The organism is Clostridium sp. AF15-41 (assembly GCF_003604095.1).
In the GTDB taxonomy this organism is placed as follows: Bacteria; Bacillota; Clostridia; order Lachnospirales; family Lachnospiraceae; genus Coprococcus.
Window position 1 is genome coordinate 1 of record NZ_QTMQ01000020.1, and the last position, 20,684, is coordinate 20,684.

The 20,684-nt window shown below is 42.9% G+C and carries 17 protein-coding genes; 1 reads left to right on the plus strand and 16 read right to left on the minus strand.

Annotated elements, in window-relative coordinates:
- The 3 genes from DWW43_RS11415 to mltG all read right to left on the minus strand — a co-directional run.
- Nucleotides 1–728, minus strand: a 728-nt coding sequence (locus tag DWW43_RS11415) for a DUF6382 domain-containing protein (protein ID WP_133302420.1), incomplete at its 3' end; no start/stop codon positions are given.
- Between the two features lie 88 nt (nt 729–816).
- On the minus strand, nt 817–2,562 hold the full coding sequence (locus DWW43_RS11420) for an FHA domain-containing protein (RefSeq protein WP_119963641.1): 1,746 nt from the start codon (nt 2,560–2,562) through the stop codon (nt 817–819).
- 142 nt (nt 2,563–2,704) lie between these two features.
- Complete coding sequence (gene mltG / locus DWW43_RS11425) at nt 2,705–3,757, minus strand: endolytic transglycosylase MltG (RefSeq protein ID WP_044945499.1); 1,053 nt, start codon at nt 3,755–3,757, stop codon at nt 2,705–2,707.
- Between the two features lie 144 nt (nt 3,758–3,901).
- Here mltG and DWW43_RS11430 point away from each other — a divergent pair, with 144 nt between their 5' ends.
- The gene (locus DWW43_RS11430) at nt 3,902–4,420 is read left to right on the plus strand and encodes a peptidylprolyl isomerase (RefSeq protein WP_021944557.1); all 519 of its coding nucleotides are present in this window, start codon (nt 3,902–3,904) and stop codon (nt 4,418–4,420) included.
- A 118-nt stretch (nt 4,421–4,538) separates the two neighbouring features.
- Here DWW43_RS11430 and DWW43_RS11435 read toward each other — a convergent pair whose 3' ends face one another.
- The 13 genes from DWW43_RS11435 to DWW43_RS11495 form a co-directional block, all read right to left on the minus strand.
- The gene (locus DWW43_RS11435) at nt 4,539–5,804 is read right to left on the minus strand and encodes a diaminopimelate decarboxylase (protein ID WP_347475268.1); all 1,266 of its coding nucleotides are present in this window, start codon (nt 5,802–5,804) and stop codon (nt 4,539–4,541) included.
- Between the two features lie 129 nt (nt 5,805–5,933).
- Nucleotides 5,934–7,568, minus strand: coding sequence for a class I adenylate-forming enzyme family protein (locus DWW43_RS11440; RefSeq protein WP_044945506.1), 1,635 nt, complete (start codon nt 7,566–7,568; stop codon nt 5,934–5,936).
- A gap of 109 nt (nt 7,569–7,677) precedes the next feature.
- Nucleotides 7,678–8,430 carry an A24 family peptidase gene (locus DWW43_RS11445; protein WP_119963643.1) on the minus strand — a complete coding sequence of 251 codons (753 nt, stop codon included), beginning with the start codon at nt 8,428–8,430 and terminating at the stop codon, nt 7,678–7,680.
- Between the two features lie 103 nt (nt 8,431–8,533).
- Nucleotides 8,534–9,373: a 16S rRNA (cytidine(1402)-2'-O)-methyltransferase gene (rsmI, locus tag DWW43_RS11450; protein ID WP_119963644.1), complete on the minus strand. Its 840-nt coding sequence runs from the start codon at nt 9,371–9,373 to the stop codon at nt 8,534–8,536.
- A gap of 24 nt (nt 9,374–9,397) precedes the next feature.
- Nucleotides 9,398–10,153 carry a tRNA1(Val) (adenine(37)-N6)-methyltransferase gene (locus DWW43_RS11455; RefSeq protein ID WP_207666013.1) on the minus strand — a complete coding sequence of 252 codons (756 nt, stop codon included), beginning with the start codon at nt 10,151–10,153 and terminating at the stop codon, nt 9,398–9,400.
- Entirely contained in the window at nt 10,146–11,054 is a 909-nt protein-coding gene (locus DWW43_RS11460; RefSeq protein WP_008401654.1) for a stage 0 sporulation family protein, read from the minus strand. The genes DWW43_RS11455 and DWW43_RS11460 overlap by 8 nt, the downstream gene beginning before the upstream one ends.
- Nucleotides 11,054–12,046, minus strand: a complete 993-nt coding sequence (locus tag DWW43_RS11465) for a DNA polymerase III subunit delta (protein WP_119963646.1) — start codon at nt 12,044–12,046, stop codon at nt 11,054–11,056. Before DWW43_RS11465 ends, DWW43_RS11460 begins: the two co-directional genes overlap by 1 nt.
- A 19-nt stretch (nt 12,047–12,065) precedes the next feature.
- Nucleotides 12,066–12,692: a dTMP kinase gene (gene tmk, locus DWW43_RS11470; RefSeq protein ID WP_044945510.1), complete on the minus strand. Its 627-nt coding sequence runs from the start codon at nt 12,690–12,692 to the stop codon at nt 12,066–12,068.
- Between the two features lie 87 nt (nt 12,693–12,779).
- Nucleotides 12,780–14,315, minus strand: coding sequence for an aminotransferase class I/II-fold pyridoxal phosphate-dependent enzyme (locus DWW43_RS11475; protein WP_165853072.1), 1,536 nt, complete (start codon nt 14,313–14,315; stop codon nt 12,780–12,782).
- A 101-nt stretch (nt 14,316–14,416) separates the two neighbouring features.
- A complete protein-coding gene (aroD, locus tag DWW43_RS11480; RefSeq protein ID WP_119963648.1) occupies nt 14,417–15,184 on the minus strand; it encodes a type I 3-dehydroquinate dehydratase in 768 nt (255 codons plus the stop codon).
- A gap of 26 nt (nt 15,185–15,210) precedes the next feature.
- Nucleotides 15,211–17,544 (minus strand): hypothetical protein, encoded by a 2,334-nt coding sequence (locus DWW43_RS11485; RefSeq protein ID WP_119963649.1) that lies wholly within the window; start codon nt 17,542–17,544, stop codon nt 15,211–15,213.
- A 114-nt stretch (nt 17,545–17,658) separates the two neighbouring features.
- Nucleotides 17,659–18,924, minus strand: coding sequence for a GTPase HflX (gene hflX, locus DWW43_RS11490; protein ID WP_119963658.1), 1,266 nt, complete (start codon nt 18,922–18,924; stop codon nt 17,659–17,661).
- 89 nt (nt 18,925–19,013) lie between these two features.
- Complete coding sequence (locus tag DWW43_RS11495) at nt 19,014–20,420, minus strand: L,D-transpeptidase family protein (protein WP_165853073.1); 1,407 nt, start codon at nt 20,418–20,420, stop codon at nt 19,014–19,016.
- Nucleotides 20,421–20,684 lie beyond the last annotated feature (264 nt).

Here is a 20,684-nt window from a genome sequence, read left to right on the forward strand (position 1 = left end):
TTCGGCATCGGCATCGGACGTCCCGGCATTGGCTGACCGTTTGACATCGGAGATACCGGCTGTGACATCTTAGCCTGATTCTGCATGACTCCGACACGACTTACCTTATCAGCTGCCGTTTTATTTTCTTTTACTTCCTGTTTTTTCTCTTCTTCGATGTGGATACCCATATCAAGCAACAGATTATCCACATACTTCTTCATATCACTGATGGAAAATGTTCCTCTGCGATTTGTGAATGAAATTAAACGTGCAACATAATTATCTCTATCCATCTCAAAATAAGTTGCATCACAGATAATAGCTTTTACGAAATCCCGGACTTCATTCAGATCTGTTATCTCTTTATCAACTGCAGCGACGATAAAGGAAACCTCCAATGTCTCAGGCTTGACAAATATATACTGAATATCCTTAGCCACATAGCTCAGGGATATCATATTCATTCCAAATGTTTCAAGCGCAGACAATACATTATACAACAATGTAAGCATCTGTTTCTTATTGATCTCTTTTTTCAGAAACTCTGTCATCTGCATCCGTTCACCGATCTGATATACAAATGTTCTCTGTCCTTCTTTTTCCTCAAGTGTATATGGAATGATCTGTGGAAATCTTCCGGACATACCCATATCCACTTTTGTATCAACAACATCTGCAGCATCTAGCAGATACTTGCATGTATATTCCTCGCCGGTTCTTGTAAGTATTACTTTGTTTTTCTTCATAACCCTTTTCTCCATTCTATCTTGTTATACACCAAAAGCAGGTATTGCTACCTGCTCGTGTTCACCCCTCCCCGAGGTGATAAATTTATTAACTTAATTTGAAAATAAAATCTTCTCCGCCGATCGTGATCATAGCATCATTCTTCAGTTTTACTTCCTGGCCTTCCTCAAGCTTCACACCATCTACTAATGTAGCATTGGTTGCTTTGTTGTCTTTCAGGTAGCAGCCATCATCTCTCTGATAAATGATCGCATGAACTCTGCTGATCGCACCATTTCCGTCGATTCGGAAATCAACACCACGATTTGCTTTACCAAGCTTGAATACCGCTTTGTTAACCATCACACGTTCTTTCGTGTTTACTCTAATAATATACGGCATCGCCTTTGGTATGCCCGGTGCAGGCTTCTTCTCTTCCTCAGGTGTCTGATCCTTTATAACACTCATTCCACCTGTAAGCTCTACTGTGGTTCCGGTTGATGAACTATCCTCCTCCGGCTTCTCCGTAGGCACAACCGGTGTCGTGAGTGTCTCAGGTTCTTTTGCATCTGCCTCATCTACATCACCTGCGCCTCTGATCTGCTCTGTCGGATTATCAACTGCTTCATCTATTTCCGTCTCATCTACTGCCTTCTGTATGATCTTAGCACGATTGATTCTAATATTCTTTATTACCGGTGGATTCTCGATCAGATTATCAAGATCCTGTGTATCGATCAGAACCGGTTTTTCTTCCTTCTTCTTTTCTTCTGCCATAATCTCAGTTACACCCTCTGCTGTATGGGCAACTTCCTTTATGTCAAATGCTTGTTCTGACTCCTCAGCTTCGGACGCCAGCATCTCTGTCATACCTTCTGCTTCTCCGTCATCCTCAGGAGTCTCTATCTTGATCTCTGTTGCAGCTTTGATCTCACCCGCAGCTTCTTCCGCAACTTCCGTCTCCTCTGCAATTTCTTCCGATTCATCGTCTTCAATCTCTGTATCTTCGTCTAAAGTAAGCTCCTCAAGATTGCTCTCATCAAAGACATCCATATTTACCGAGCTTCCGATACTGTCAGTATTCTCATTCAGATCCAGATCCTTGAATATCGTATTCTCCTCAGCAGGTTCTTCATCGTACATCTCAAGTCCGTCATCATCGTCGTCAAACAGAATATCCTTGAACTCAGGAAGATCATCCAGTGATGTATCTGACTGTGGAACTTCAACTGACTGTGATACTTCCACACCTGAATCACCGACATCCATAAATTCTTCTTCCACCTGCATACCTGCAGATTCCATTAACTCTGTCAATTGCCCGACAAATCCCCTGATCGTGAACTTCTCTACATTCAGCATATTTATAAGCTTAGCAACATAATTACAATCTTCATCGTCCGCATATGTTGCATTCAGAATCAGGCCTTTTACAAAAGCCTTAAATTCCGCATTTGCTGCCACATCCGATCCTACCGGAACACAGATCATCTTTACATCAAACGTTACAGGATTTACATATGTAAAATCCTTATTCAGAATAACATATGAAACAGGGATTCCCAGATCACGCATATTCATAATTCCTGATGCAACCCCTCTGATTATACCCAGCATCATCTCTGCATGTACCGTGCCTGAAAGGAGTGCTCCAACTGTTGTTCTGTCCGTTATATTGTATGTAAGATAATCATTCTCATCATCTTCTTCATAAATGATATCAATGAGTTCTGCAATTTTATTATCATCAAGGTAATCAAGCAACTCTTCGTCCAGATCTGTCTCATCATCCAAAACATAAGACAAATACTTTTCAGAGCCTATATTTCTTACTTTGAAATTCACTTTTCTCATCAAACAATCCTCCTATCACACGTTCTGCTGTGCATATAAGGTAACAAATTATCCCATTGTTCATGCATACTCTATAAGTATATATAATTTCACCATATATCGCAAGTCTTTTTAAAAAGAAATCGGCAATCTGCCCAATACATTACTGCGTATTAATATGTTCATCATATGTGGATGAGAAGATATGGCTTCCATCTCCGGCATCACTGGTATGATAATACAGATAATCGTTCTCATCCGGATATAATACAGCCTCTATCGATGCCTGACCCGGATTGCAGATCGGTCCTACCGGAAGTCCGGTATTTTTATAAGTGTTGTATGGTGATTCGATCTCCAGATCATCATAAGTAACCTCTGACTTATCATACATTCCGTCTGTCAGAGGGTACAGAACCGTCGGACACATCTGAAGCATCATATCGATCTTTAAACGATTATAGATAACACCTGCAATGATCGGTCTCTCACTGTCAATCTTTGCTTCACGTTCCACGATTGATGCCATAATCAGGATCTGATAATCTGTATATCCAAGATCTGCTGCCTTGGCACTGTATTCTGAGGTATAAACGCTCCGGAATTTTTCCAGCATCGTATCAATCAGACTTGCCGCAGTCGTATCTTCATAAATATCATAGGTTGCCGGAAACAGATATCCCTGAAGGTCGTACTTCGCACCATCTGTATTCATGTCTCCGGTACTGAACGGGATCTGATGATTTCCGTTCTTTACTTCATTCAGGAATTCCTCCGAGCTGCAAATATCCTGCTCCTCACATTTTGCTGCGATCTGTTCGATACTGTATCCTTCCGGTATCGTCAGTGTATCAACAACTTCCTTGACAGGTTCTACATAACAAAGTTCTTCTATCATCTCGAGTGTACTCATTCCGGTGTTCAGTGTAAATGTACCGGGCTGGATCCGTCCTCTGTATTCTGATTCTTTCACTCGTAATACAAATGCATATTCATACTTGATCAGTCCGGCGTCATGCAGGATCGCTGCCACCTTCTTTGACGATGCTCCTTCCGGAATCTCGATCGTTACATCTGTTCCCGATGCGCTCTCCGTCCCCTTGTACTCATCCATAAAGCCATCATAGACATTTTTAATCTTTAATCCGCCTATCACAACAAGGGCAATAACGACGACCAATACAATAATTACCTTAATACCTTTTCCGTTCTTCACTCTGCGTTTCTCCTTTTTCTGTTTGTAACTTTTTATTCCCCAATAAAAAATATACCCCAACCCAAAACAATGCATCCAACATTGACTTTGTAAAGCCTGTAATGATATGATAGCCTCATCATAAATGAAAGGATGCGATTTATTTTGGCAAATCCAATAGTAACAATTACAATGGAAAACGGTGATGTTATAAAGGCTGAGCTGTACCCGGACATTGCTCCTAATACAGTTAATAACTTTATCTCACTCGTAAAAAAAGGCTTTTACAATGGTTTGAACTTTCACCGTATCATCAATGGTTTCATGATTCAGGGCGGATGCCCGGAAGGAACCGGAATGGGCGGACCAAACTATAGCATTAAAGGTGAATTCTCACAGAATGGCTTCAAGAACGACCTGAAGCACACTGAAGGTGTTCTCTCCATGGCTCGTTCCATGCGACCGGATTCTGCAGGTTCCCAGTTTTTTATCATGCACAAGGCCGCTCCTCATTTAGACGGTGCATACGCTGCATTTGGCAAAGTAATCGAAGGAATGGATGTTGTAAATAAGATTGCAACAACCCGAACAACTTACGGTGATCGTCCTGTAAAAGAACAGAAAATGGCTTCCGTAACTGTTGACACATTTGGTATTGATTACCCGGAACCTGAAAAAGCCTGACTAAAATTCAGTATAAACTAAAACAGCCATTTTGGGAACAAATATTTCTCCAAAATGGCTGTTTTTTTTGCTTTTTTCTATAACCCGGCACAACGATTCTCAACCGTCTCAGGTGAACTTATTTTTCGTTCAGATCCACATTCCAGAAGCCGTCTAATGTAGCAAAATAATCATCCGGTGTCTCTGCCCTGCGGATCAGTTTGGTACTGCCGTCTTCACAGAGGAGAACCTCTGCGGATTTCAGCTTGCCGTTATAGTTATATCCCATTGCAAAGCCATGTGCACCTGTATCATGAATTACCAGAATATCTCCCATATCGATCTTTGGAAGCATACGATCAATCGCAAATTTATCATTATTCTCACACAGCGAACCTGTTACATCGTATTTGTGGTCGCATGGTTCATTCTCTTTACCAAGAACTGTAATATGGTGATATGCACCATACATGGCAGGCCGCATCAGATTAACTGCGCATGCATCTACACCGATATATTCCTTGTGTGTATGTTTCTCATGAATCGCTGTTGTGATCAAATGGCCATAAGGAGCCAACATGAATCGTCCAAGCTCTGTGTAAAGGGCTACATCACCCATTCCTGCAGGAACCAGGATCTCCTCGTATACCTTTCTTACGCCTTCGCCGATCGCAAGGATATCATTCGGCTCTTTATCCGGTGTATACGGAACACCTACGCCGCCTGACAGATTGATAAAGTCAAGCTTTACGCCTGTCTTTTCCTTAATCTCAACCGCTACCTCAAATAAGGTTCTTGCAAGAACCGGATAGTAGTCATTCGTCACTGTATTGCTTGCAAGAAATGCATGCATTCCAAATCTCTTTACACCTTTGCCCTTCAGGATACGATACGCCTCAATGATCTGATCCTTGGTCATGCCATACTTGGCATCTCCGGGGTTGTCCATGATTGTTGTGGAAATAGAGAAGGTTCCACCCGGATTATATCTGCAGCAGATCTTCTCAGGAATTCCTGCTGTCTTTTCAAGGAAGTCAATATGTGTGAAATCATCCAGATTGATCGTTGCACCAAGCTTCTTAGCAAGAACAAATTCTTCTGCCGGCGTATCATTGGATGAAAACATGATCTCGTCTCCGGTAAATCCCAGTTTATCTGACATCATAAGCTCTGTCAGTGATGAGCAGTCCGTACCGCATCCCTCTTCCTTTAAGATACGAAGAATAGTAGGATTTGGAGTCGCCTTTACCGCAAAGAACTCCTTAAATCCCTTATTCCATGAAAATGCCTGATATAACTTTCTTGCATTTTCTCTGATTCCTTTTTCGTCATAAAGATGAAATGGTGTTGGGTATTTCTTAATCATCTCATCAACCTGTGCTTTTGTTACAAATGGTGTCTTCATGATTATCTTACCTTCCTGTTGTATTTTGTGATTCCGACTATATATTTAAGCACACACATCTGAATTTGTAAAGAACACATATCAGATTCTGCTTTCTCTATCTGTATAATGCCACGATCTGTGATCTCTTTATGCATTATTCTCGGCTGCAACAAGGTTATCGCTCTTATGCTTCTTACGAAGGAGCGGCTTCTCGATCTTACCGGTTGCATTTCTCGGTACATCCTCAAAAATAATCCTTCTTGGTCTCTTATATCTTGGAAGTTCCTTACAAAATTCATTAATTTCATCTTCGGTACATTCCATGCCATCCTTTGTCTCAATAATTGCCGCTGTAATCTCACCGAGTCTCGGATCCGCAAGTCCGATAACAGCTACATCCTTGATCTTCGGATATTTACTTAAGAAATTCTCAATCTGTACCGGGTAGATATTCTCACCACCGCTGATGATGACATCCTTCTTACGGTCAACCAGATAGATAAATCCATCTGCGTCCTGTTCCGCCATATCTCCGGTATACAGCCATCCGTCTTTTAATGTCTCAGCCGTTGCTTCCGGATTCTTATAATAACAGGTCATAACACCGGGACCTTTTAATATCAGTTCTCCGACATCTCCCTGCTTCACATCTTTACCATCTTCATCTACAATGCGCACCTGCCATCCATATCCCGGAACGCCGATTGCACCGACTTTATCGATATTCTCAACACCCAGATGTACCGCGCCCGGTCCGATAGACTCTGACAGACCATAGTTCGTATCATACTGATGATGCGGGAAGTATTCTTTCCAACGTTTGATCAGGCTCTGTGGAACCGGCTGTGCTCCGATATGCATCAGTCTCCACTGATCCAGCTTATAATCCGATAATTTTACTTCACCTGATTCTAATGCCAGCAACAGATCCTGTGCCCATGGTACTAACAGCCATACAATGGTACACTGTTCATCTGATACGGTCTGAAGAATAGTCTTTGCATTAACGCCCTTTAACAGAACTGCTTTTCCGCCTGTGATCAGGCTTCCGAACCAATGCATCTTTGCCCCTGTATGATATAAAGGCGGAATACATAAGAATACATCATCCTTTGTCTGTCCATGGTGCTTCTGTTCCACCGTAGCTGCATGCATCAGGCTCTCATGGTTATGTAAGATTGCTTTCGGGAAACCCGTAGTTCCTGATGAAAAATAAATTGCCGCATCGTCGCTGTCCTTGATATCTCTTTTCTCAAAGGTACTGGAACAGTTTGCCGTAAGCTTATCATAGTCCTCTGCAAATGTCGGACAGTTACCGCCGGCGTATAACAAAATACGCTTCTCTGCAATCTCATCTACAACTGTTTCTACTCGTCCGATAAATTCCGGACCGAATACCAGAACATCCACATCTGCAAGCTCTACACAATATTTGATCTCCTCTGCATCATAACGGAAATTAAGCGGTACTGCCAAAGCTCCTGTCTTTAATGCTCCAAAATAGATCGGAAGCCATTCCAGACAGTTCATCATCAGTATACCGATCTTATCTCCTTTCCGGATTCCTCTGGAGACCAGAAGATTTGCAAAACGATTTGCTTTCTCGTTAAATACATTCCACGTAATCTCTCTTCTATACTGACAGGTTGGATTCGCCTCGATCAGCTCATATTCTCTCCATGTCACTCTCCTTGTCTCTGTGACATCAGGATTAATCTCAACCAGTGCTACGTCATCCCCGAATTCTCTGGCATTTCTTTCCAGATAATCTATAATCGGCATTTCCATATTCCTCCATATATTGTAACTTTTTCGCTCAAACGCTTTAACGCGTTAAACATCCATACCCTTTAGTATACTCAATCTCCCTTGAATACACAAGCAGTTTTTTCTATATCTCAGGATTCATAGCTGCTTTTATAAAATCGATGTAATGATTCATGATGATATTTCCACAGAAAAGTGCGATTGCAAGCCCCACGCTTAAGAACGGGCCAAATGCAAAATGGTCGTTTTTACCATGACTTCTGCGAACCAGACAGATCACACCATAGATTCCGCCAAGGATCAAACCGATAAAGAAACCGACCACTGTTGCTTTCCAGCCAAGTAAGAAGCCGGCAGCGAACATCAGCTTGATATCTCCGCCGCCAAAGCCTTCCGGAATAAACAGAACGATCAGATATAAAGGAAGGCTGATACAGATCATTCCGATCAGTCTGGATACGATCGTAACCTCATCCATTGCAAGAAACTCAGATCCCGGAACTGCATCCGACACGAACTGAAGGATCAGAGATACCACGCCCATCACAAAGATAATGACATTCAGCATAAATGGGATCTCCATGGTATCCATATCTATAAAGGTCACTACGGTAAGAACTGCCAGAAACAGAAAATAAATAATCCCCTGTAATCCCATACCGAAAAATCCGGTAAATAAAACCGCTGCCACACCGCCAAATATAACAATCCCTGCATTTCTGAATTTTCCCGGTTCGTGCAGCCGCTCTAACTGCTGCTTCTCCGGTATCCGGTAGATCACCTTTGTCAACAGATAGAAAATCGCCATACCTGCAATAAAAAATCCGAGGCAGGCTGCCACCCTGCCAACTGTTCCTGATATCTCCAACCACGCCATATGTTTATACCCCTTTCACCTTTCATCTGTTTATAACTGCCTGCAAATCATCATTTCTATCTCTTATGAATAATTCCGGCATGAGCTTTACAACTGTTTATTTCTATCGCATAACCACATTATATACTTCACGCTTTGGAACGCCACGGTCTGCTGCCGCCTGTTTGATCGCGTCCTTTTTCGTCATGCCCTGTTCCTCATACATAGCGACATGTTCCTCTATCGTCATCGAAAGGAACTCCTGCTGCCTCTCTGCTTTTGTCGCAGCCACATCCATTCCCTCGATCACCATTACATATTCGCCCCTCGGTTCATGCTCTTCATAATAATTGATTGCATCTGACAACACGAACTGCTCGATTGTTTCATGCCGTTTCGTAAGTTCCCGGCAAAGTGTAATCTTCCGGTCGCCAAGTGTATCAAATAATTCCGCAAGCGTCTTCTGTAATCGGTGTGGTGCTTCATAGATCACCATCGTTCTGGTCTCATCCTTTAACTCTGCAAGAACCTCTGCCTTTTCTTTCTTATCCTGTGGCAGAAATGCTTCAAATGCAAACCGTCTGGTCGGCAGTCCCGATGAGATCAGTGCCGTGATACAGGCGCATGCCCCCGGTACTGCTGTTACCGTCACTCCTGCCGCAAGTGCCTGCCGTACCAGTTCCTCACCCGGATCTGAGATACCCGGTGTTCCGGCATCCGTTATAACTGCAATATTTGTTCCTGTAAGAAGCTTGTCCACCAGAACCTTTGCTTTATCATATTTATTAAATTCATGGTAACTGGTCATCGGTGTTTTTATCTCAAAATGATTTAACAGCTTGATACTGTTTCTCGTATCCTCTGCTGCGATCAGATCCACCTCTGACAGTGTGCGTACCGCCCGGAATGTCATATCTTCGAGATTCCCGATCGGCGTAGCGACCAGATATAATATACCTGCCATGTAGATTCTCCTGTTCTGTCTGTTTTATTTCTTTGCTTCCCCTTCATATGTATCGAGAAGCTGCTCCGTGTAAACACCCGGTTCTTTATAGACGATCAGCGGCGGCTCGATCTTGATTCTGGAATTACCGCCCTTTACGCCCTCTACGATCACCATATTCGGTTCTTTATCAATATATGGATGAATAAGCTGCATCCGTTTCGGTTCCAGTCCATTTGCCAGCAGCCCTTCAAAAATCTCTGCCAGCCGGAACGGCTTATGTATCATATAGAAGCTGCCACCCGGTTTCAACAGATATGCCGCTGCCTCTATCACATCTGAAAGCGTCACGCAGATCTCATGTCTGGCAATATTCTTCGGCTCGTCAGGATTTGTCAGTCCATGATTCCCGCTGATATACGGCGGATTCGATGTAACGATATCAAAAGAGGCCTTCCTGTAATTACAGGAGACCTCTCTGATATCTCCATGATCGATTCGAACCTTCTGTTCCAGATCATTTAATCTGACACTCTTTCCTGCCATCTCTGCACAGGCATCCTGAATCTCCAGACCGACAAACTGACAGGTCCCGTCAGACGGTTCCTTTGCTGCCAGCAGGATCGGTATAACACCGGTTCCCGTTCCAAGATCCATGTACATGCCATCCCGTCTGTGCTTTACAAAATTTGCCAGCAGTACAGCATCCATGCCAAAGCAGAACATATTGGGATTCTGTATGATCTGATACCCCTTGCATTGCAGATCATCTATACGTTCATCAGGGAGAAGATCAATCATCAAATTTGGATTTTCCTCCCTTATCTTCCAGCGCCTCCAGTGCTTTATATTCCTCGTCACTGATACGCTCTGTATTTCTTCGTTTCTTCGGTTTGAACTTCAGTTCACTGACCGGATACTCCATAACCTCTTTATTATCATCCTTATCCGTAACCACGATCCTTACTTTCTGACGAAGTACGCTTACAGATAAGACTTCACCCTTATTTCCATCCACTGTCCGAACAAAATCTCCGACATTTGGAAGCTTCTCATTCAGATACTCATATGTGTCCTGTTCATGTTTCAGACAGCACATCAGTCTTCCGCATACTCCGGATATCTTTGTCGGATTCAATGACAGATTCTGTTCCTTTGCCATCTTGATCGATACCGGAACGAACTCTGACAAATGCTCATGGCAGCACAGCTCCCTGCCACAGATACCGATACCGCCAACCATCTTCGTCTCATCACGAACACCGATCTGACGGAGCTCGATCCTTGTCTTGAATACAGATGCCAGATCCTTTACCAGTTCACGGAAATCAATTCTTCCATCTGCGGTAAAGTAGAACAGTACTTTATTATTGTCAAATGTATACTCGGCCTCGATCAGCTTCATATCAAGCTTATGTTTTGCAATCTTCTCTTTACAGATAGCAAATGCCTTCTTGCTCTTTTCTTTATTATCTTCGTGTCTTTTCTTATCTTCATCAGTAGCTACTCTTATGATCGTCTTTAAAGTGGATACGATCTTACCATCGTCTATGTTCCGCTTACCCAGTACAACTTTTCCGAATTCTACACCACGGGCAGTTTCTACGATAACAAATTGTCCACACTCAACATCATGGTCTCCCGGTGAAAAGAAATAAATCTTACCATTCGGTCTGAACCGAACTCCAATGATCTCTTTCATTATTTATTCTCCTTTATAGTCAGAAGCATAAGTTCCATAGCCACATCAAAGTTAACATTTGCTTCCAGACGGATCTTCGCCTTATCCATTGCCTTTAAGACATCCTCAATTCCCTCATAGGAGATGTGGGATGACTGCTTGCGGATATCCGTATAATATTCCTTGAACATCAGCCGTCCGGCATTTCCGGTGATCTTTAACATCAGGATATCGCGATACCACATCATCATCAGATCAATATAATCACCGATCTTTAACTTGTGATGGTTCATATTCTTGATCGCAAACATAATATCGTCGACTGTCATATCCGGGATCTTGCGAAGAACACCTGTTACATCCTTTATGATTTCCTTGTATTCGTCACTGGTCGCGAGTCGGATCGCCTTACCCAGATTACCCTGTGCAAAGTCCATACAGAAATCCGCTTTTTCCTTTGGAAGCTTCAGCTCATTCATCAGATAGTCCAGTACGTCCCGCTCTCTGACAGGCTTAATATTCAGTACGATACATCTGGAAATGATCGTCGGAAGAATCTTGTCAATATTGCTGGTCAACAGGAAAATGATCGCATACTCCGGTGGCTCCTCAATCGTCTTAAGCAGAGCATTCTGTGCATTTGCATTTAAAAGCTGTGCATCGTCGATCACATAGATCTTATACCGGCTGCTATACGGTTTGATCGTTATATCCTTATTTACCTGATCACGGATTTCCTCTACAGAGATCACATTTGGTTTGTCATGTGTGACCCATGTAACATCCGGCTGATTATCCGTATCCATCTGCTTGCATGATTTGCACTTGCAGCATGGCTCCGTTCCGCCTTCTTCACACTCCAGAGTCTTGATTATGGCACGCGTCAGAGTCTTTTTACCACTGCCTTCTTCTCCATTTATAATATAGCCTTGGGATACCTTTCCCATCTCTATACTTCTCTTAAAATGCTGGATTATATCTTCATGTCCGATAATTTCAGAAAATTCTATCATGCTATTCTCCTTGCTTATGCTATGGTCTTGCCAGCCATTTTTCTACATACGAAATTATTATATCATGTATTGCTTCTTTTGGCAAAGCCGCATCAACTTTTACGATACGGTCAGGATTCATCTCAGCAAGGCATCTGTAACCCTCGACAACCTTCTTATGGAACTCCAGACTTTCCTGCTCCATACGATCAAGCTCTGCCTGGTTTTTCTTTCTGGCAATGCCGGCTTCCGCATCCAGATCCATTAAAAATGTCATATCTGGCAGGATACCCTGTAAGGCAAATTCATTCACCTTATAAACAGTATCAATTCCGAGCCCACGTCCGATTCCCTGATATACAGCTGACGAATCTACGAAACGATCAGCGATAACTGCCTTGCCTGCAGATAATGCCGGCTTGATATTCTCTTTTACAAGCTGTGCTCTCGCTGCCGCATATAATAACAACTCTGTCATATATCCCATCTCTGTAAAATCTTTATTCAAAATGACTTCACGGATCGCTTCGCTAACCGCATTTCCGCCCGGATCTCTGGTAATGAGTACGTCATATCCTTTTTTATTCAGATAGTCCTTTAACAGCTCGATCTGTGTTGTCTTGCCGGCTCCGTCCGGTCCTTCCATCGTTATAAATATTCCCTGCATATGTTCCATACTCCTTTATTTGTTTTATCATATCGCCAATCCGGATCCAATTACCGAACCCTTTTGGCAGCCCCAAATGTTATCGTACTATAACATTTTTATAACCTGTATATATATACCATCCGGCGGACATTCCACTCCGATCATGTTAAGCCCGGTTTCCACCATATGTATGATATCCCGGATCACCTGCGCGTCAATCCTCTCACCAGGTACGATAACCGAAGTTCCCGGCGGATACGCATACACATAATCAGCCGCTGTGCATCCTTCTGCCTCTGTCAGCTTCTTTCTGCTACTGTCAAATGTCCACGCCCTGCCCGGCGTCATAATCTGCTCCGGCAGATGAAACCTTGTATTAAACAAAACGGCATCCTCCGTCTCCGGCAGTGCCGAATCTGTATCATACTCCCGGATCGCATCTCTTCCCGCTTCATCAGACGCCTCTTCCAGTTCTGAATCTATCTGTTTTAAGACCTCATACAGACGATCAAACGCTTTTCTCTTATCCGCAAATGATGTCATGACGATCACATGCTGTGCTCCTGCCATCTCAACCACCTGATGAAAGTTCTCTGCCAGTACATGGGCAAGCCATGGGCCGGTCGCCTTTTCATACTTTTGGCCATCTGTATTATCCATATTCTCCGGGTATATGCCCGTCACTGTGAATACCAGCTTACATTTATCATAAGCATAACATGTCTGCTTCGGTTGTAACAGTCTGATATGCTTCAATTCCTTACATTTTTTTCTAAAATGCTTTAGCCGTTTTCGATATGCGTCAAATACTTCCGGGTGATTCACTGCATATACGACCGCTTTCTCCATGCTCTGTGTGAACAGATACGATGGTGATGACGTCTGAAAAATATGCAGATAGCGTTCCACCCTCGGAATCAGATCTTTCCGATTCACATGAAGAAGTGCGGTCTGCGTCAATGCCGGAAGTGTCTTATGTGTGCTCTGGATAACCAGATCCGCTCCTGCCGCAACTGCTGACAGATTCCGCTTCGGCATAAACGGAAGATGTGCTCCATGTGCTTCATCCACGATCAATGGAATATCATACGGAACAAGTACATTCTTAATTCCGCAGATATCCGAGATCACGCCCTCATAAGTCGGCGAAGTGATAACCACAGCAGCAGGCAGCTCACCTCTCTGCTTCATCTCCTGTATCTTCTGCCCGATCTGTTCCGGTGTAATATCTGCAAATATATCTGTTCCCGGCAAAAGTTCCGGCACAATGTACTCCGGTTCCAGATTCAACAGGCTTACTGCATGGCAGACAGATTTGTGACAGTTTCTTCCCATCAGAATCCTTGCGTGCTCCGGTGCACATGCAAAGAGTGCTGCCAATATCCCACCGGTCGCACCATTCACCATCATATATGTCTTCTCTGTGCCGTAGAATCGTCTCATCTGCTCCAGACTGTCCTTCATGAACAGCTCCGGTTCATGAAGGTCGTCCAGTCCTTCCGCCTCCGTAAAATCCCGGCGGAATAATATCTCCCAGAAATCATCCGCAAATACATCCTGCCTTTTATGGCCCGGCATATGCCAGGGATAATAGTCTCTTTTACTGTATCTGTCCAGATATTTATTAATATATTCTTTCAAGCCAATCTCTCCTGTTCTATAAGAATAAAGACCGGAGAATCTTATCCGCAGAAATTCTCTGTCCTCTGCAAATAAAACTATCCAGTCTCCATCCTTCATCTCTAGCTGCCGATTATATTGTGGATCATCTCAAGCTGACTGCGAAGTGCTTCCACATCGATCTGGCCCGGTGCAGAAGGAATACCCGCAGTTGCAAATGAGATGCAGTTGCCATACATTTCTCCGGTTGTTCTGGTTGATACGCCAAGCTCACCCATAGAGATAACGATAAGCGGTGTCTGATTCCCATACTCCTGCAATTCCTTTGCAGCCTGCATCATGTCGACAACCTGTGAGCCATCCTCAGGCATCATTGCGATCTTCGCAATATCTGCACCTGTGTCTATCATTTCCTTGAATCTGCCCACAATCTGTTCCATCGGTATCGTCGTCTTGAAATCATGATTGGATACAACCACCTTGATACCATGATCATGCGCTGCTTCAATTACTTCTGTAACAAAAGGAATATCATAGAAATATTCAACATCGATCAGATCAACCAGTTCATTTTCAACCACTCGTAACAACATTTCTCTGTACTGATCCGGTGTAATATCATGACTTCCGCCTTCACTTCTGGTCCGGAATGTGAATACGATCGGAAACTCTGCTAACTCATCCTGAATCTTCTCAAGTATTTTTATCAATACATCCATATCCAGACAATCCTCAAAACAGTCTGCTCTGAATTCTACCAGATCCGTCTTAGATTTCTTGATCGTTCGTATCTGCATATCCACATCATACTCAGTCGGTGCTACCATAGGTACACAAATCTTTGTCATGCCCTCACCGATTCTTACATTTTTTACTTCTACAACATTCATATATGTGCTCCCGGAATACCTTTATCCTACTGCTTCTGTACATTTATGATCTGGTCATTGACAAGCTCATTGGCGATGGCTGTGATATCTGCATCAACCTCCTGATCCTTTCCGTTTGCCCAGACATTTACATTTACAACTATATAATCTTTATCGTTGATCGGATAGAAATAGTAATAATCACGAACCTTTATATCATAGATATCTGAATCTATTACATAACAGTCCATTGTCTTGCCATCAGTTCCGGTCACCTGCTCCATCTTTTTATCAAGAACGCTGCCATCCTCTCCAAGATAGTCAAAGTATGTCATAAAGTTCTCGCATTCCTTCTCTTTGTCGCAGTTCGGTGTCAATGTATAATATGCATTATATTTGTCATTGTAGATATCTATCTCTTCATCATCTGCATATCCTCTGTCGTAACCTGCCGGATCATTCAGGGCAACTGTATAGCCTTCACCCTTCATGACATAACCGGAATAATCTACATCATCAATGGAAGAACTGTCAATTACATATTCATCATCATTGTCACCATCATCAGTAGTTGCATCCGATGTAATAAAATCGTCAATGTCTATATCTCCGTTATCAACTGCAGAACCAAGTGCCGAACCCCATGCTGACACAATTCTCTGTGCTGCTTCCTGATTGATATTTGATTCCATATATTCATCTGTCATCTCAGTATAATCTACAACCTGCTTGGATTCGTCCGGCTTCCCGATCTCTTTTCCAAGATCACCAAACTGTACATCACCGGAAAGATCCGCATATACGGTATCGCCACCATCCGTAACCTTAAACGAATCAACTGTTGCGCCAAAGGATTTACCCTTCCGGACATCCTTCAGGCTTCCTGTCAGATCATATGCAAATACAGCCTCATCATTTGCAGTCAATGTCAGATGACTTTCAAATGCATTTGTCGATTTTGTGAAGGTTGCTGTCTGTTCCAGACCGGCAACAGCCTTATCATTTACAACAACGCTGTCTGTTAATTTATATACATAAGAGTCCTTTGTGTTCTCTTTCTTCTTACTGAATGATACGGATCCGAGTTCCTTCTCGTCCTTCTTTACGGATGCACAGAAATAAACATCATCCGCCGGGTGTTCTTCACCCATGTAATCCCATACAACAGATGCAGTTCCACCAAGAGCAGTAAACTTATAATCCATACTGATTCTTGCTAACTGATTCTTCTTAACATATATATTTACAACAAAATCTTTTGAGAACATCATTCCATAATAAGTTGGAATGTACTGAAATGCCTGTGATAATTCAGCTCTTGTAACTCCGATCTCATCTAATTGATCATCAGTAATATAATCAGATGCATAAGCATTCAGATAATTACAGAGTGCTGTCACATATGCCTTTACATCAGCAGTCGGAAGTGTAACTGTATACTGCTTACATTTTTCCTTGTCGCCGTTGTGATTCTCAATCTCTGCGCTCCCTACTCTGTCATAGGTAACTGCTTTCTTCAAATCCTCTGTAGCAGGCTCCATATACTTCTCATACAGCGCCTTTACTTCATTCTGGGTTGCTTCGTCCATATCTGATGTATCAAGTGATTTCAGCATAGCCGCAAGATCCATCTTGAACACAGAATCATACAGCTCAGGAATCTCAAAATAGAAAACCTTGTCAATGCCATAAAGATTTGCGTTTACGGTCTCGCCGGCAATAGTCAGGGAACCATTCAGATTCAGATTATATGAATTATCCTTCTGCTTCTCAAATGCTCCGCTTATTCCGTATGTAGATCCGGATAAACCATCCATTTTATAAATACTGTTCACCTTCAGGTTCATATCAAAATCCATCTTATCTTCACTGAACTCTGATACGCCGATTACATCTTCTAACGGTGATGAATCTACCGACTCGGTAACTGTATTCTTCATTGCCGCCTTAATTGCCTCGGCAGGAGTCTTTCTTACAAAGAAATAAACTGCAGTAACAATAGCTGCAACCAGCACAACACCTATAAATGTAAATAATGCGATCTTTCCACCTTTTTTCTTCTTTGGCACAGTCGCCTGATATGGTGTCTGGTCACCAAATTCATTCATGTCCGGCTGTGCATATCCCATGTTCGGATCTGCATTATAGCCATTCATGTTATTGTATACACCCGTGTTCGGATCTGCATTATAGCCATTCATGTTATTGTATGCGCCCATGTTTGGATCTGCATTATAGTCATTCATGTTATTGTATGCGCCCATGTTCGGATCTGCATTATAACCATATGGCATATTGTTTTCCGGTGTCTGATCGTTCATACCGCCATCAGCACCATTCGGATTCTCCGGGAATCCCTGATTCATATTATTTTCGTTCATCTCATTTTCCTTTCGTTCTGATGAATATATAGCAGATCATCCATCTGCTTCGTTTTCATGTTTATTCTATATTAACTCCGACAATTCCTACATTAGTAGAAAACAGAGGATTTGTCAAAGATTTTTATCCAAACCAAGCTGACCGATCAGGCTCTTTGGAACATATGCTTCAACAAAGATTCCGTCCTCCAGATATTCTTCCGTCAGAACTTCGCCATATTTCCTTATCAGCCCCGGTTTCCCCGCATCCTGATAAGCAAATGTATGCCGGATATATGTCTTCTGCTCCCGCAGAACTTCTTCAACCTGTACCAGCAGATCATCGATTCCAGCACCGGTCTTTGCTGACAAATATACCATACGATCCGCGCGAAGGTCCTTGATCATCGATATATCCCCACCCTCCGGCAGTTTGTCAATCTTGTTGAACACTGTAATGATCGGATGATCCTTTTCCTCATCTACATTTAACTGTCTGAGTGTCGCATAGACTGTCTCCATATTCCGATCCCAGTTCGGGTCGGACGCATCCACAACATGGAGGATTACATCACTGTACTTCGCCTCCTCAAGTGTCGACTTGAATGCCTCCACCAGATGGTGTGGCAGCTTGCGGATAAATCCTACCGTATCCGTGAACAGCACCTGCTGTCCGGCGGGAAGCATAGCATTTCTCGTTGCCGGATCAAGCGTTGCAAATAATTTATCTTCTTCCAAAACACCTGCGCCCGTCAGTTTATTTAACAGCGTCGACTTTCCGGCATTTGTATATCCGACGATACTTACGACCGGAATACCCGTCCTATTCCGCTGCTTCCGCTGTTCCATTCGTCTACCTTCTACCTGACGAAGGTCTGCTTTCAGCTTCGAGATCCTGTCTCTTATCACTCGACGGTCGATCTCCAGCTTCTTCTCACCGGGACCTCTGGTTCCGATTCCTCCACCAAGTCTCGACAGGGAATCACGCATACCTACCAGTCTGGTCGCCCGGAATCTGAGCTGTGCCAGCTCTACCTGCAGCTTTCCTTCATAGCTTCCGGCATGTGCGGCAAATATATCCAGAATAACCATCGTTCTGTCCATTACTTTTATATTAAGTGCATCCTGAAGGTTCATCAACTGTGCCGGTGATAACTCGTCATCACAGACGACGCCTGTCGCATCATACATAGCGACCATGCTTCGCAGTTCTTCTACCTTACCACTGCCAAGATATAGATCACTTGTTGCACGATCCAGACTCTGGATTAGTCTTCCGACTGTAGCTGCCCCTGCGGTTTCCAGAAGTTCCTCCAATTCATCCAGTGATTTCTCTGTATCCTCTACCGATACTCCACCGGAGGCTACTGCAAATACGATTACTCGTTCTTCTGCTTCCATCTGCACTTCATAACCGCTTTTTTTATCATTTTCTGATCGAATATCCAACTTCTAACCTCTCTTCTTTTTCAGCTTTCTGCTGTCCTTCTCTATTCCTCTAAAGCAATCGTTATCTTCCACACGGCTGATCGATTATCTGCGGTATCTTTCGCATAACAGGATACTTCATAGGTTCCCGGTGTCTCCTGTACACCTGTCAGGTCTATCACAAGAACCGGATTCTCTGTTGTCCGGTCATCGTCTGCCCCGGCTTCCTCCGTCTGTGGGATCACATCGTATGAGATGATTTTCTTATCACCGTCAAAGGCTGTAACATTTCGCGCGATCAAAGCTGCCAGTTCATCTGCATCCCCATGATAACCTCTCAGGTGCAGTTCATCCGGTGCTTCCGTAATAACAGGAGGTTCCGTGTCCTTGACCGTAATATAGATATCCCGTAATATTTTCTTTCCATTATCATAAAAGTAATAAGATAATTTATATTCACCCGGTGTCTGGTTGTCTACTGTTCCTTCTACCATGAGCCGATCCGTTACATTCTCCATATCTGATGAAAATGCAAGAACACCTGTCTTACTGTCAAACGGCTCTCCCACTTCAATGCTATGGCTTACCGCTCCATATATCGCCGCCGTTCCGGCAAACGGATTGCCCGGCGTCGTATCTGTCGGATCCCAGCCAGTATCATCTGTCTCAGTAAAAACATATGGCTGCTGTGGTCTGCCAAGCGGTCCCGGATAATCACTGTCGAATAAGTATACCTGTGTTCCCGGCATACAATTCTCATAGATCCATTTCACATCCGCCACACACATACGGATACATCCAAGCGATGCCCCTTCTCCGAGCTTATTATATTCCCATGTCTCAAGTTTATTGCTTCCCTTTTCTGTATAAGGAACGGAATGGAAATAAATTCCCTCATGAATCTGGTAAGCATACTGTCCGTATACATTTCCTTGCAGGATCGCCCATTCCAACCGCTTCTCTGTTGTTGTGAATAAGCCTGCCGGTGTCGTATCATCCAGGGATACCGAACATCGAAATGCCTTAACCGGAACCGTATAGCCTCCATCCGTGTCCAAACTATATACGGTAACGATATTTTCTTTACGATTGATCTTTATTGCATATGGCATTCCATTGTCTTTCAGATCTATGCCATTATAGTCCTGTCCGGCAGAAACAGCATCTACCTTCTTTAATTCTGCCGGCTGAGCAAGTTCCAGATGATCTTTTGTATTTTCTTTCTCATTTTTTGTCACACCTTCTATATCGGTATCTGCATCCGTCGGCGTTGCTTCTTTATATATGGAAATCTTCTTTTTATTTGTCTCCCCGGATCTGGATACCGCCTGCACCCCTACCAAGACCAATATTGCTATATAAACAGCAAAAAACAAAAATGCCTTTATAAAGGATAAACCTTTCAATCTCTGCCGACTACTTTCTTCTTTATTAGATATCTTTTCATCTTTCTGATTATCTTTTTTCATTCGTATCCAATCCTTCCAACTTTTTATTCTAACATACATTATTTCCGATAAAACCTAAACTTATCTTACATATCATACTGTATGATCCATGATATATCTATCCATTTTCATGCAGCAATTTTTATTTTCTTCCACAATCTGTCATTTTCACCAAATCTGATTGTAAATTTTCTGTACCTTTTTTTATGTTTACTTCTCTTTACACTTTCCCAAAAATGTATATAATTCAATAGTACGAAAGGAGAAAGCAGCGTCTGATGGCGT